Origin of the sequence: Devosia sp. YR412 (assembly GCF_900110945.1) — a bacterium.
Taxonomy (GTDB): Bacteria; Pseudomonadota; Alphaproteobacteria; order Rhizobiales; family Devosiaceae; genus Devosia.
This window is the reverse complement of sequence record NZ_FOFL01000004.1, coordinates 279,526-291,976: the sequence shown is the minus strand read 5'-3', so window position 1 is coordinate 291,976 and position 12,451 is coordinate 279,526. Positions and strand designations below refer to the sequence as shown.

Genomic DNA, 12,451 nt, shown 5'->3' with positions numbered 1-12,451 from the left:
ACGGACAAGGAAAGAAACATTATGAGCAGAGACGTTCAAGAACGCGACAGCGAATTCGTCGATCGCCTGGTCCACATCAACCGCGTGGCCAAGGTGGTCAAGGGCGGCCGTCGCTTCGGTTTTGCAGCACTCGTCGTTGTCGGCGACCAGAAGGGCCGCGTTGGCTTTGGTCACGGCAAGGCCCGTGAAGTTCCAGAAGCGATCCGCAAGGCTACCGAAGCCGCAAAGCGCACCATGATCCGTGTGCCGCTGCGCGACGCCCGTACGCTGCACCACGACGTGCAGGGTCGCCATGGCGCCGGCAAGGTCATCCTGCGTGCAGCCGTTCCCGGTACCGGCATCATCGCCGGCGGTCCGATGCGCGCTGTGTTCGAAACGCTTGGCATCAACGATATCGTTGCCAAGTCGCAGGGCACTGCCAATCCGTACAACATGGTGCGGGCTACCTTCGATGCGCTGAAGCGCGTCGACAGCCCACGCTCGGTTGCTTCCCGCCGTGGCCTCAAGGTTTCGGAACTGCAGGCTCGCCGCGGCGAGACTGCGGTCGAAGCTTGATCACCGGTCAGGAGATAAATCATGGCTGAGCAGAAAACCCTTATCGTCAAGCAGATCGGTTCGCCGATCCGCCGTGACAAGGTGCAGCGCGCGACCCTCATCGGTCTCGGGCTCAACAAGATGAACAAAGAGCGCGAGCTGATCGATACGCCCGAAGTCCGTGGCATGATCAACAAGCTTCCGCACCTCGTCCGCGTTATCGGCGAGTAGGAGGAACGATCATGACTCGTTTGAACGAACTTCGCGACAATCCCGGTGCCAACAAGGTCCGTATCCGCGTCGGTCGCGGCATCGGTTCCGGCAAGGGCAAGACCGGTGGTCGTGGCGGCAAGGGCCAGACGGCACGCTCCGGCGTTGCCATCAACGGCTTCGAAGGCGGCCAGATGCCCCTTCACATGCGTATGCCAAAGCGTGGCTTCAATGCGCTCAATCCAGGTGACTGGAACGAGGTCCGCATCGACCGCCTGCAGGCCTATATCGACGCTGGCAAGCTCGACGCCAAGGGTGTGATCGACGCAGCAGCGCTGATCGCTGCCCGCGTGATCCGTCGTCCCAAGGACGGCGTGCGCTTGATCGGTTCGGCTGGTTTCACCTCCAAGAAGGTTTCCTTCAAGGTGGACTATGCGACCAAGGGCGCCCTGGCTGCCATCGAGGCTGCTGGTGGTCAGGTTGAGCTCATCCCGGCCAAGGCGCCGTGGAAGAAGACTCCTTACGCCGGCTAAGTCCGACGACATTGCGCATCCGGCCCTCATGGCCGGGTGCGCTTTTTTGGTTTGTTGCGTTAGGGGCGCAGATGCATACGCTCCCGAAGCGCTCCGAGCGCACCTGGCCTTGAAGCCATAGGGAGCGATACATGGCGTCCGCAGCCGAACAGCTGGCACGTAATCTGAATTTTTCGACCTTTTCCAAGGCGAAGGCTCTGCAGCAGCGCATCTGGTTCACACTGGGCGCGCTGCTCGTCTATCGTCTGGGCACGTTCATCCCGGTCCCCGGCATCGACCCCGATGCGTTCCGCGCGACTTTCGAGCAGAGCCAGCAGGGCATCATCGGCATGTTCAACATGTTCGCCGGCGGTGCCGTCGAGCGCATGGCGATCTTTGCCCTCAACCTGATCCCCTACATCACCGCGTCCATCGTGGTGCAGGTCATCTCCACCGCTTCTCCGCGCCTCGAGCAGATGAAGAAGGAAGGTGGCGAGGCTGGCCGTCGCAAGATGAACCAGTACACCCGCTACCTCGCCGTCGTGTTCTGCGCCATCCAGGCCTATGGCATTGCCGTGGGTCTCGAAGCCTCGCAGGGCGTGGTGCTGAACCCAGGCTGGTTCTTCCGCATCTCGACCGTCATCACCCTCGTGGGTGGCACGATGTTCCTGATGTGGCTGGGCGAGCAGATCACCTCGCGCGGTGTCGGCAACGGCATTTCGCTGATCATCTTCGCCGGTATCGTCGCCAACCTGCCGACTACGTTCGTGCAGACGCTCGAACTGGCCCGTACTGGCGCTATCCCGGCCATTGCAGGCTTCGCCATGCCCGTTCTGGCCCTCGTGGTCATCGCCGGCATCGTGTTCTTTGAACGCGCCCAGCGCCGCTTGCTGATCCAGTATCCAAAGCGCCAGGTCGGCAACAAGATGTTCCAGGGCGACAGCTCGCATCTGCCGCTCAAGCTGAATACCGCCGGTGTTATCCCGGTGATCTTCGGCTCTTCGCTGCTGCTGCTGCCGGCCACCATTGCGTCCTTTGCGGCGCAGGGGAATGCTCCGGCATGGCTGACGACGGTGACGGCTCTGCTGGGTCGTGGGCAGCCGCTCTATCTGGCTCTGTTTGCCTTCTTCATCATCTTCTTTGCCTTCTTTTACACGGCGATCGTGTTCAACCCGACCGAGACGGCCGATAACCTGAAGCGCTCCGGCGGCTTCATTCCGGGCATTCGTCCGGGTGAACGCACCGCCCAGCACATCGACTATGTGCTGACGCGTATCACGGTAATCGGTGCGATCTATCTGACGGTCGTTGCCCTGATCCCCGAAGTGCTGTTCAGCCAGCTGGCCATCAGCCAGTTCATCGGCGGCACGTCGTTGCTGATCATGGTGACAGTGACCCTGGATACGGTTAGCCAGATCCAGAGCCATCTGATCGCTCAGCAGTATGAGGGACTCGTCAAGAAGTCCCGTCTTGGGGGAGGCAAGCGTCGATGAGGTTGATTCTGCTCGGACCACCGGGTGCAGGGAAGGGGACCCAGGCCAAGATTCTGGTCGAGGCCTATGGCATCCCCCAGCTCTCGACCGGTGACATCCTGCGCTCCGCTATCCAGGATCGCACGCCCCTCGGCCTTGCGGCCAAGGAAGTGATGGATCGCGGTGACCTGGTCTCCAACGATATCGTCAATGGTATCGTCTCGGAGCGCCTCGATGCAGAGGACTGCAAGCCAGGCTTCATCCTCGACGGCTTTCCGCGTACCATCGGCCAGGCCGAAGCGCTGGACGGCATGCTGGAAGCCAAGGGCATCAAGCTCGACGCCGTGATCGAGATGACGGCCGATGCCGATACGCTGGTGTCCCGCGTCATCAACCGCGCCAAGGAAAGCAATCGTCCGGATGACAATCCGGAAGTGATCCGCAAGCGCCTCGATGTCTACAAGAACGACACGGCCCCGCTGGTGGATTACTACCGCAAGCATGGTCTGGTGAAGACGGTCGACGGCATGGCGCCGGTCGATCAGGTGACGACGGCCATCAAGGCCGCTATTGCACCCTAGGATTTTGGCGCTTGACTTCGCGGTTGACTCTGCGGAATCGAGACCTTAAAGAACCGCTTCAGTCTCAAGGTTATTGGGCTGGATTCGGTTCCTCATAAAAGTTGGGGGTCGAATTCCGGTCCCTTGTTGTTTACAGGCGCCAGCCGTGATGGTTCGCGCTGAATGAAGGAGAGCAGACGTGGCACGTATTGCTGGCGTCAATATCCCGACGAACAAGCGCGTAGTTATTGCGCTGCAGTATATCCACGGGATCGGCGACAAGTTCGCCGAGGATATCTGCACCAAGGTTGGCATTCCGGCCGAGCGTCGTGTGAACGAGCTCACCGATGCCGAAGTCATCCAGATCCGTGAAACCATCGACCGCGACTATGTCGTGGAGGGTGATCTCCGTCGTGGCGTGGCGATGAACATCAAGCGTCTGATGGACCTGGGCAACTATCGTGGCCTGCGTCATCGTCGTGGCCTTCCGGTCCGCGGCCAGCGCACCCACACCAACGCCCGTACACGCAAGGGTCCCGCCAAGGCAATCGCCGGCAAGAAGAAGTAAGAACCCATCTGGGGTTCTTCGATGTAGCTGCTGGGGCACTTTGCTAACGGCAGCGCTGATATCGTTTAGAGGAATACAATGGCTAAAGCTGAAGTCGCGCGCGTCAAGCGCAAGGAACGCAAGAACATCACTTCGGGCGTTGCCCATGTGAACGCTTCGTTCAACAACACCATGATCACCATTGCTGACATGCAGGGCAACACGATCTCGTGGTCCTCGTCGGGTGTCATGGGTTTCAAGGGCTCGCGCAAGTCGACCCCATATGCTGCCCAGGTTGCTGCTGAAGATGCTGCCAAGAAGGCGCAGGAACACGGCATGAAGACCCTTGAGGTCGAAGTGCGTGGTCCGGGTTCGGGTCGTGAGTCCGCTCTCCGCGCACTCCAGGCTGCCGGCTTCAACGTCACCTCGATCCGTGACGTGACCTCGATCCCGCACAATGGCTGCCGCCCGCGCAAGCGGCGCCGCGTCTAATCTAGACCGATTGAAGTGCTCCCGGCCGATTGAATGGGCCGGGAGTCTTATTGCGTTTGCGGCGGAGCGGCTCGGGCTGGAGCCGCGATTTTGAAAGGACATAACCGTGACGATCCAGAGGAACTGGCAAGAACTGATCAAGCCGACCAAGCTGGAGATTGTTTCGGGCAGCGACAACGCGCGCGTGGCCTCGGTAGTTGCCGAGCCGCTTGAGCGCGGTTACGGGCTTACCCTGGGTAACGCTCTTCGTCGCGTGCTGCTGTCGTCGCTTCAGGGCGCGGCAGTGACCGCTATCCAGATCGACGGCATTCTGCATGAATTCTCGTCGCTTCCAGGCGTGCGTGAAGACATCACCGACCTCGTTCTCAACGTGAAGGAAATCGCGTTGAAGATGGGCGGCGAAGGCCCGAAGCGTCTCAATCTTTCCAAGCAGGGCCCCGGCGCCGTGACGGCTGGCGACATTAAGGTCACCGGCGACATCGAAGTGCTGAACCCTGAATTAGTGATCTGCCATCTCGACGATGGCGCCGAGATCAACATCGAATTCACCGTCGATACCGGCAAGGGCTATGTCGCTGCCGACAAGAACCGTCCCGAAGACGCACCGATCGGCTATATCCCGGTCGACTCGCTGTTTTCGCCGGTTCGCCGCGTGAGCTACAAGGTCGATGCGACCCGTGCGGGCGAAAGCCTGGACAAGGACAAGCTGACCCTGCAGATCGAGACCAATGGCGCGGTGTCGCCGGAAGATGCCGTGGCCTATGCTGCTCGCATCCTCCAGGACCAGCTGTCGGTCTTTGTGAACTTCGAAGAGCCCAGCAAGGAAAAGGCACAGGATGCCGTTCCGGAACTGGCCTTCAACCCGGCTCTGCTCAAGAAGGTCGACGAACTCGAACTTTCGGTCCGCTCGGCCAATTGCCTGAAGAACGACAACATCGTCTACATCGGCGACCTGATTCAGAAGACGGAAGCCGAGATGCTGCGGACGCCGAACTTCGGCCGCAAGTCGCTCAATGAAATCAAGGAAGTCCTGGCACAGATGGGGCTTCATCTCGGGATGGACGTGGCCAATTGGCCGCCCGAGAATATCGATGACCTCGCTAAGCGCTACGAAGATCACTACTGATCTGGCGCCGCCAAAGACTTTTAGGAGATAACCCATGCGCCACGGTAATTCCGGCCGCAAGCTCAGCCGAACCGCCTCGCACCGCAAGGCAATGTTCGCCAATATGTCCGCCGCGCTGATCAAGCACGAGCAGATCGTTACCACGCTTCCCAAGGCCAAGGACCTGCGTCCAATCGTCGAGAAGCTGATCACCCTCGGCAAGCGCGGCGACCTGCACGCTCGCCGCCAGGCGATCGCCCAGATCCGTGACGAAGGCCAGGTTGCCAAGCTCTTTGCCGTGCTTGGCCCGCGCTACAAGGAACGTCAGGGCGGCTATATCCGCATCATGAAGGCCGGCTTCCGCTACGGCGACAATGCCCCGATGGCCGTCATCGAATTCGTTGACCGCGACGTCAACGCCAAGGGCCAAGACTCCGGTCCGGTCCAGGTGCGCGACGACGAGTACGAAGCCGCATAAGCTTCGCGTTCAGCGCAGAATTTTTGAAACGGCCCCGGTTCACTCCAGGGCCGTTTTGTTTTGTCGGGATGGTGGTCGTAAGTTGGTGACGTCGCCTGAGGCATGGGTGTGATGTCATTGGTGGACAAGCAGGGAGGCTCGAGATGGCCGTAAAGCGCATGGACAATGTCGGCATCGCGGTCGAAGACCTCGACGCAACCGTGGATTTCTTTCTTGAGCTAGGCCTGACGCTCGAAGGCCGCGCCATGATCGAGGGCGACTGGTCCGGCCGGGTCACCGGCCTGCATGGTCAGCGCGTGGAGATCGCCATGATGGTCACGCCCGACGGGCACAGTCGGCTCGAACTATCGCGTTTCCTCAAGCCGGAGGTGATCGAGGATCACCGCAGGGCGCCGGTCAATGCCTTGGGCTATCTCCGCGTTATGTTCGCTGTCGACGACCTCGACGAGCTGCTGGAGCGGCTCTATGCCCGTGGCGCGACGCTGGTGGACGAGGTGGTGCGGTACCAGGACAGTTACAAGCTCTGCTATATCCGCGGACCTGAGGGGATACTCATCGGTCTGGCGCAGGAGCTAGGCTGAGCTTCAGGCCCGTCGTTCCAGACCCCAGGCATCATAGAGCGCCTGCAGTTCTTCCAGCGAGTTGCAGACCACCAGCGGCAGGCCGGATTGCGCCGCCATGCGACGATATTTGCTGGAATCGCGGGTCTTCCAGATCCAGGCCACCATCTCCCATTTGACGCTGTCCCGGCCGCCCGCCACGCTGCCGATGCGGTCGTGCTCGAACAGGGTGCGGCGGAAGTAGCGGACATAACGCCGAAGGAAATGGTCATCGATCACCACGATGCCGGTCGCCCGCGCGTAGCGCTGCGGCATGATCACCGTGTAATTGCCGTCCATCACCCACTCGTCTTCGAGGATGGCGGCGTCGTGCAGCGCGTGGAATTCCGCTTCTGGACGCGGCTGCCAGTCGGTATCGGGCAGGTGGCTAAACTGATCGATATGGACCGGCTTGATGCCGAGCTTGCGGCCGATCGCATCGGCCAGGGTCGACTTGCCCGATGTGGTCGGGCCATTGATCATGATGCGGCGGCCGAAAGCGGCCAGAGGCGGGATGGGATGCATTTTCAGTTCCGATATGTGGGTTGGATCGGGGTGGAAAAGGCTGGAGACAAAAATCCCCGCCGGAGCGGGGATTTCAGATGCGCAACGTCGGGCTGACTTATTCCGGCTGCTGGTCCTTGCCGGTATAGGCTTCGTCGACCCAGAACTGGTCGCGGCGGTCGAAGCCGTTGAACGGGGTCAGGGTGGCCTGGGTATAGGCGCCCATCAGGCCGAATTCGATCCAGTCGTCTTCGTCGATATCGGCCGGCAGGGTGAACACCTGCGGCAGCACGTCATAGCTGTCGCAGGTCGGGCCCCACATGGTGAATTCGCTGAACTCCTGGTCATTGTCATGCAGGCGCGGACCGCGCCAGACGCGCACCGGCGGGGTGAAGTGCATGAACTTGACTTCGTTGAGTGCACCATAGGCGCCGTCATTGACATAGACCGACTGGCCGCCGCGCTGGTGCTTCACACGCAGCAGCAGCGAGGTCGACGAGGTCACCAGCGCGCGGCCGGGCTCGATGATCAGCTCGGGACGGTTCTTGTCGCCGAAATGGTCGGACACGGCCGTGGAAATGGTTTCGAAGAAATAGTCCATCGGCGGCGCTTCGCTGGTCGGGTAAGGGGCCGGATAGCCGCCGCCGATATTGAGGCGCTTGAGCTCGATGCCACTCTCTTCGACGATACGGGCTGCTGCTGCGATATGGCGCTCGTAGGCATAGGCGTCTTCGCACTGGCTGCCGACGTGGAAGCAGAGGCTGGGCGTATAGCCCATGGTCTCGACGGCGGTGACGATTTCGGCCGCGCCCTGTTCCATGACGCCGAACTTGATGCCGAAGTCATAAGACTTCAGCGCCTTGCCGGCCTTGAAGCGGGTGGTAACTTCCACATCCTTGCTGGGTGATACGACGGCGGCGAGCTGGTCGAGCTGCTGGGGATGGTCAATGGTGAAGGAGCGAACGCCGAACTCTTCATAAGCGCGGGCGATCTCGCGTTTGTTCTTGATCGGATTGTTGTAATGCATCACAGCGCCCGGGGCATGGTCGCGCACCAGTTCCATTTCGGTATTGGAGGCCACGTCGAAAGCCTTGAGGCCTTCGCGATGCAGCTGAGCGATCACATGCGGGGAGGGGTTGCACTTCACCGCGTAAGTCAGCAGGCCGTCAAACCCCTTCTTGAACACCTTTGTGGCCTTGTGAAGCTCACGTTCGGAGAACAGGAAAGCCGGAAAATCCGGCGCTTCGGCCGCGATCAGGGCGGAGGTGTTCGGGTAAACGTGCTTCGGCTCGGTGGTCATTGACGACTGGCCTTTCGGGGCTGGGAAAGTCTGGAAAAGAAGCGCTGCATATAGGGCCATGGTGACCCCGGCGCAAACGTTTATTTGGATGCAAAATGCGACGGTCCGATGACGGCAAACCGCGGTGAAAAAGCCTTGGCTTGCCTCGGTTAATTCATGGTCGCCAGCATGGGTTCCATCGCCTGGCTGATGCGCCGTCGACAACGTCTGCGTTATCCTACCGAACGGTAATGAAGCTGCCATTTTCGCGCCAGAATCCGGGCGCTTGCCTCTGCCCGCATTGCACTGGAGTTTTCAGCATGACCCTGCGCCCGTTGCTGCTTGCCGGAGCCGCCATTACCGTCCTCGCCATTGGCGGCACGCTGGCCTTTGCGCCCTGGAATGCGCCCAGCGTGGCCCAGGCGCAGATTGCGGCGCCGCCGCCGGCCAGCGAGGCGCGGCAGGTTCCAACGAGCGACACCCAGGTCAAGCTGAGCTTTGCGCCGGTCGTCAAATCCGTCGCGCCCTCGGTAGTCAATGTCTATGCCACCCGCATCGAGCAGCAGAGCCAGTCACCCTTTGCCAGCGATCCGTTCTTTTCGCGCTTTTTTGGCGACGGCCAGTTCCAGCGACGCCCGCGCGAATCCCGCGCGCTGGGCTCTGGCGTCATCGTTGATGCCGGCGGGGTGATCCTCACCAACCGCCACGTCATCGAAGGCGCCACCGATGTGCGCATCGCCCTCAGCGACGGCCGTGAATTCGCCGTCGACGTGGTCATCGAGGATGCTCAAACAGACCTCGCCGTGCTGCGCGTGCGCGATCCGGCCGGTACCACATTCCCGGCCATCACCTTTGCCGACAGCGACGCCCTTCTGGTCGGCGATCTGGTACTGGCCATTGGCAATCCCTTTGGCGTCGGCCAGACTGTCACCAGCGGGATCGTTTCGGCGCTGGCGCGCACCGGCGTCGAAAGCTCGGACTATGAATTCTTCATCCAGACCGATGCGGCGATCAATCCCGGCAATTCGGGTGGCGCGCTGGTCGATCTCGACGGGCATCTGGTTGGCATCAATACCGCGATCTTTTCGCAGAGTGGCGGCTCGGTCGGCATCGGCTTTGCCATTCCCGCTAATATGGCGCGCCTCGTCGCCGAAGCCGGCGTAACGGGCACGGCCATCGTCCGCCCGTGGTTTGGTGCCAAGCTGCAGCCGGTCACCTCCGATATTGCCGCCAGCCTCGGCATGGCGGCGCCGCATGGTGCGCTGATCGCCGAAGTGGCGCCCGGCGGCCCGGCTGAAAAGGCCGGCTTTGCTGCCGGCGATGTTATCCTCTCGGTCGATGGGCTCGCCATCGATGACCCCAGCGCTTTCAACTTCCGCCTCGCCACCAAGCCGATCGGCCAGGCGACGGCGCTGGAGCGGCTGCGCGGCAATGCGACGGACACAGTCCGGTTCACCATTGAACCGGCGCCCACGGCCGGCGCAGACATGCTGGCGACCATTGCCGGCAGCTCCCGATTCGCCGGCACCAGCGTGCGCCAGCTCGATCCGGCGCTGGCCGAGGCCAAGGGGCTGCCCTATGACGCCAAGGGTGTCATCGTCACCGCGCTCGAGCCCGGCTCGGCGGCGGCGCAGATGGGGCTGCACATCGACGATGTGATCCTCTCGCTCAATGACGTGGCCATGGATACGGCGCGGGTCTTCTCCGATACCGCCAGCCAGCGGGCCCGCACCTGGCAGATCATCCTGCAGCGCGACGGGCGGGTGACGCGGAGCATCGTCAGCGGATAGGGCGCTTGACTTAACCCCGTTGGACCGGCAAGTCAGCGCATTATTGGGAGAGCGTTCTGATGTTTAGCCTTACTGCCAAGTCCCTGCTTGCTGCTGCTTTGGTCACCGGTCTGGCCCTGGCCAATCCCGTTGCGGCGCAGGATTTTCCGCCTGCCAAGCTTTCGCTGGTCGCCGCCAATGGCGATGCGCTCGACTATACGGTCAGCGACGCCTCGATCTACCTGTCGACCACGGCCGCCTATGAAGGCACGCCGGCCGCGACCGAGCTGACGCTGTCGCTCTCGACCATTGCGCCGATGAATGCCGAGCTCCTCGGCTGGGCCTCGCAGGCCGACGGCAAGAGCAAGACGGACTATGGTCTGGTGCTCGTCACCACCACGACCGATGCCGACGGCACCGATCGCGAAGTGCGCTACGAAATCTCCGGCGCCACGGTCAATTCGATCTCAACCTCGGTCTCCACCTATGCCACGCAGACCGTCTCGCTGTCGCTGACTGGCGGCAAGTTGGTCCTTGATGGCGTCGCGATGAACTGAAGCTCTGGCGGGAGAGCATGCCTCTCCCGCCTTTCAGCTTTTGGCCCGCGGCGTAATCCGCTAAAACCCCTTCATGTCAGATCTCTTCGCTGCCGATCCCGCCGAAACCGACCGCGCCCGGCCGCTTGCCGATCAATTGCGCCCGCGCAGCCTCGACGAGGTAATCGGCCAGACGCATCTGCTCGGCCCCGATGGCACGCTGCGCCGCATGATCGCCTCGGGCCGGCTCGGTTCGCTGATCCTCTGGGGACCGCCCGGCACCGGCAAGACCACCGTCGCGCGGCTGCTGGCTGATCAGATCGACTATACATTCGTGCAGATTTCGGCGGTGTTTTCCGGCGTGGCCGATCTCAAGAAGGTCTTCGAACAGGCCCGTTTCCAGCGCCTCTCCGGCCACAAGACTCTGCTGTTTGTCGATGAAATCCACCGCTTCAACCGCGCCCAGCAGGATGGCTTTCTGCCGGTGATGGAAGACGGCACAGTTGTGCTGGTCGGTGCTACCACCGAAAATCCGAGCTTCGAGCTTAACGCGGCTCTCTTATCGCGCAGCCAGGTGCTGCGTTTCGAGTCGCTCGGTCTCGACGATCTGGAAAAGCTGGTGCAGCGCGCCGAGGAACTGACCGGCGCCGCCCTGCCGCTCGAGCCGGAGGCCCGTAGCACGCTGTTGACGCTTGCCGATGGCGATGGGCGGGCGCTGCTGGGGCTGGTGGAAGAAGTGCTGGCCTCGGCCAAGCCGGGCGAGACGCTCGACGCCGCCACCATGCTCACCGTCATCCAGCGCCGCGCGCCGATCTATGACAAGGCGCAGGACGGCCACTACAATCTGATTTCGGCCCTGCACAAGACCATCCGCGGTTCCGATCCCGATGCGGCTCTCTACTATTTCGCCCGCATGCTGGTGGCCGGGGAAGATCCGCTGTTTCTCGCCCGCCGGCTGATCCGCATGGCTTCGGAAGATATCGGTGAGGCTGATCCGCAGGCGTTGCCTTTGGCCGTCGCTGCCCGAGATGCCTATCAGATGCTCGGCTCGCCGGAGGGCGAGCTGGCGCTGGCCCAGGTCGTGGTTCACCTCGCGTTGGCGCCCAAGAGCAACGCCGTCTACACCGCCTTCAAGTCCGCCATGGTACTGGCCAAGGAGACCGGCTCGCCCGCGCCGCCCATGGTCATTCTCAACGCGCCGACCAAGCTGATGAAAAACTCGGGCTATGGGGACGGATACATCTACGACCACGACACGCCCGAGGCCTTTTCGGGCCAGGAATATTTCCCGGAAAAGCTCGGCCGGCAGAAATTCTACGAGCCCGTCGAGCGCGGCTTCGAGCGCGATCTGCGCAAGCGCATCGAATATTTCGAGCGGCTAAGGGCCAGCAAGAAGGGCGAGGCCGACTAGTTCCGTACCCATTCCACCGATTTGCACAGAATAAACACGCAGCCTTCGGTCACCAGCCGATTACCGTTCAGCCGCATCTTGCCGGAATAGGTCTTGCCGTCTTCCGGGTTGAAGGCCTTGCCGGTCCATTCATTCTCGCCAGACGGTTTCATGTCGAAATACACCTGCTGGCCGACCCGCGCCGGGCCATTGGCGTCGCGGAGCCAGGTGATAGTGCCGCACAGCGCATTGCCGCAGGGCGCAAAGGCGATGCGCGAGGCGCCGGAGTCGCGGCCCCATTCTCCACCGATATCCTGCGCCATGGCGGGCAGGGCAAAGCTTGCAAGGGTCAGCGTGGCGGCAAGAACAAGGCGTTTCATAAGTCCCCTCCCGGACGGTGTTGGGGAGATTTGAAGCCTGTTCGTGGGGCCTGTCAAATCCGGCAATTGAGGCTGGAAGTGGTG

16 protein-coding genes are annotated in these 12,451 nt (G+C 61.8%); 13 read left to right on the top strand and 3 right to left on the bottom strand.

The annotated features are described in order from the left end of the window. The first annotated feature begins 21 nt into the window (after positions 1-21). From rpsE to BM045_RS15110, 10 genes are all read left to right on the top strand, one after another. Positions 22-555: a 30S ribosomal protein S5 gene (rpsE, locus tag BM045_RS15155; RefSeq protein WP_046172883.1), complete on the top strand. Its 534-nt coding sequence runs from the start codon at positions 22-24 to the stop codon at positions 553-555. 21 nt (positions 556-576) lie between these two features. Next, positions 577-765 carry a 50S ribosomal protein L30 gene (gene rpmD, locus BM045_RS15150; RefSeq protein WP_092184706.1) on the top strand — a complete coding sequence of 63 codons (189 nt, stop codon included), beginning with the start codon at positions 577-579 and terminating at the stop codon, positions 763-765. A gap of 11 nt (positions 766-776) precedes the next feature. Beyond that, positions 777-1,277 carry a 50S ribosomal protein L15 gene (gene rplO / locus BM045_RS15145; protein WP_092184704.1) on the top strand — a complete coding sequence of 167 codons (501 nt, stop codon included), beginning with the start codon at positions 777-779 and terminating at the stop codon, positions 1,275-1,277. A gap of 131 nt (positions 1,278-1,408) precedes the next feature. Then, positions 1,409-2,749, top strand: coding sequence for a preprotein translocase subunit SecY (gene secY / locus BM045_RS15140; protein ID WP_092184702.1), 1,341 nt, complete (start codon positions 1,409-1,411; stop codon positions 2,747-2,749). Then, positions 2,746-3,309, top strand: a complete 564-nt coding sequence (locus BM045_RS15135) for an adenylate kinase (protein WP_092184700.1) — start codon at positions 2,746-2,748, stop codon at positions 3,307-3,309. Before secY ends, BM045_RS15135 begins: the two co-directional genes overlap by 4 nt. Before the next feature lie 178 nt (positions 3,310-3,487). Then, complete coding sequence (gene rpsM / locus BM045_RS15130; RefSeq protein ID WP_092184698.1) at positions 3,488-3,856, top strand: 30S ribosomal protein S13; 369 nt, start codon at positions 3,488-3,490, stop codon at positions 3,854-3,856. A gap of 78 nt (positions 3,857-3,934) precedes the next feature. Beyond that, on the top strand, positions 3,935-4,327 hold the full coding sequence (rpsK, locus tag BM045_RS15125; RefSeq protein ID WP_092184696.1) for a 30S ribosomal protein S11: 393 nt from the start codon (positions 3,935-3,937) through the stop codon (positions 4,325-4,327). A gap of 100 nt (positions 4,328-4,427) precedes the next feature. Then, on the top strand, positions 4,428-5,453 hold the full coding sequence (locus BM045_RS15120; RefSeq protein ID WP_244523020.1) for a DNA-directed RNA polymerase subunit alpha: 1,026 nt from the start codon (positions 4,428-4,430) through the stop codon (positions 5,451-5,453). 34 nt (positions 5,454-5,487) lie between these two features. After that, a complete protein-coding gene (gene rplQ, locus BM045_RS15115; RefSeq protein ID WP_092184693.1) occupies positions 5,488-5,910 on the top strand; it encodes a 50S ribosomal protein L17 in 423 nt (140 codons plus the stop codon). Positions 5,911-6,053: 143 nt separating this feature from the next. Beyond that, a complete protein-coding gene (locus BM045_RS15110; protein WP_092184691.1) occupies positions 6,054-6,491 on the top strand; it encodes a VOC family protein in 438 nt (145 codons plus the stop codon). 3 nt (positions 6,492-6,494) lie between these two features. Here BM045_RS15110 and BM045_RS15105 read toward each other — a convergent pair whose 3' ends face one another. Further along, positions 6,495-7,034, bottom strand: a complete 540-nt coding sequence (locus BM045_RS15105) for a P-loop NTPase family protein (RefSeq protein ID WP_244523015.1) — start codon at positions 7,032-7,034, stop codon at positions 6,495-6,497. Positions 7,035-7,131: 97 nt separating this feature from the next. Further along, positions 7,132-8,313, bottom strand: a complete 1,182-nt coding sequence (locus tag BM045_RS15100; RefSeq protein ID WP_170848532.1) for a type III PLP-dependent enzyme domain-containing protein — start codon at positions 8,311-8,313, stop codon at positions 7,132-7,134. Between the two features lie 299 nt (positions 8,314-8,612). Here BM045_RS15100 and BM045_RS15095 point away from each other — a divergent pair, with 299 nt between their 5' ends. From BM045_RS15095 to BM045_RS15085, 3 genes are all read left to right on the top strand, one after another. Next, a complete protein-coding gene (locus tag BM045_RS15095; protein WP_092184687.1) occupies positions 8,613-10,082 on the top strand; it encodes a Do family serine endopeptidase in 1,470 nt (489 codons plus the stop codon). Between the two features lie 59 nt (positions 10,083-10,141). Then, positions 10,142-10,618, top strand: a complete 477-nt coding sequence (locus tag BM045_RS15090; protein ID WP_092184685.1) for a hypothetical protein — start codon at positions 10,142-10,144, stop codon at positions 10,616-10,618. Positions 10,619-10,691: 73 nt separating this feature from the next. Continuing rightward, positions 10,692-12,008, top strand: coding sequence for a replication-associated recombination protein A (locus BM045_RS15085; RefSeq protein ID WP_092184683.1), 1,317 nt, complete (start codon positions 10,692-10,694; stop codon positions 12,006-12,008). Here the strand turns inward: BM045_RS15085 and BM045_RS15080 are convergent. After that, positions 12,005-12,367 carry a DUF2147 domain-containing protein gene (locus BM045_RS15080; RefSeq protein WP_092184681.1) on the bottom strand — a complete coding sequence of 121 codons (363 nt, stop codon included), beginning with the start codon at positions 12,365-12,367 and terminating at the stop codon, positions 12,005-12,007. The two genes, BM045_RS15085 and BM045_RS15080, sit on opposite strands and share 4 nt — an antisense overlap. Positions 12,368-12,451: the final 84 nt, after the last annotated feature.

What these genes read in the sequence shown, in the direction of transcription:
- rpsE (WP_046172883.1), top strand. Translation starts at nt 22, where the DNA reads ATGAGCAGAGACGTTCAAGAACGCGACAGCGAATTCGTCGATCGCCTG.
- rpmD (WP_092184706.1), top strand. Translation starts at nt 577, where the DNA reads ATGGCTGAGCAGAAAACCCTTATCGTCAAGCAGATCGGTTCGCCGATC.
- rplO (WP_092184704.1), top strand. Translation starts at nt 777, where the DNA reads ATGACTCGTTTGAACGAACTTCGCGACAATCCCGGTGCCAACAAGGTC.
- secY (WP_092184702.1), top strand. Translation starts at nt 1,409, where the DNA reads ATGGCGTCCGCAGCCGAACAGCTGGCACGTAATCTGAATTTTTCGACC.
- BM045_RS15135 (WP_092184700.1), top strand. Translation starts at nt 2,746, where the DNA reads ATGAGGTTGATTCTGCTCGGACCACCGGGTGCAGGGAAGGGGACCCAG.
- rpsK (WP_092184696.1), top strand. Translation starts at nt 3,935, where the DNA reads ATGGCTAAAGCTGAAGTCGCGCGCGTCAAGCGCAAGGAACGCAAGAAC.
- rplQ (WP_092184693.1), top strand. Translation starts at nt 5,488, where the DNA reads ATGCGCCACGGTAATTCCGGCCGCAAGCTCAGCCGAACCGCCTCGCAC.
- BM045_RS15110 (WP_092184691.1), top strand. Translation starts at nt 6,054, where the DNA reads ATGGCCGTAAAGCGCATGGACAATGTCGGCATCGCGGTCGAAGACCTC.
- BM045_RS15105 (WP_244523015.1), bottom strand. Translation starts at nt 7,034, where the DNA reads ATGCATCCCATCCCGCCTCTGGCCGCTTTCGGCCGCCGCATCATGATC.
- BM045_RS15100 (WP_170848532.1), bottom strand. Translation starts at nt 8,313, where the DNA reads ATGACCACCGAGCCGAAGCACGTTTACCCGAACACCTCCGCCCTGATC.
- BM045_RS15095 (WP_092184687.1), top strand. Translation starts at nt 8,613, where the DNA reads ATGACCCTGCGCCCGTTGCTGCTTGCCGGAGCCGCCATTACCGTCCTC.
- BM045_RS15090 (WP_092184685.1), top strand. Translation starts at nt 10,142, where the DNA reads ATGTTTAGCCTTACTGCCAAGTCCCTGCTTGCTGCTGCTTTGGTCACC.
- BM045_RS15085 (WP_092184683.1), top strand. Translation starts at nt 10,692, where the DNA reads ATGTCAGATCTCTTCGCTGCCGATCCCGCCGAAACCGACCGCGCCCGG.
- BM045_RS15080 (WP_092184681.1), bottom strand. Translation starts at nt 12,367, where the DNA reads ATGAAACGCCTTGTTCTTGCCGCCACGCTGACCCTTGCAAGCTTTGCC.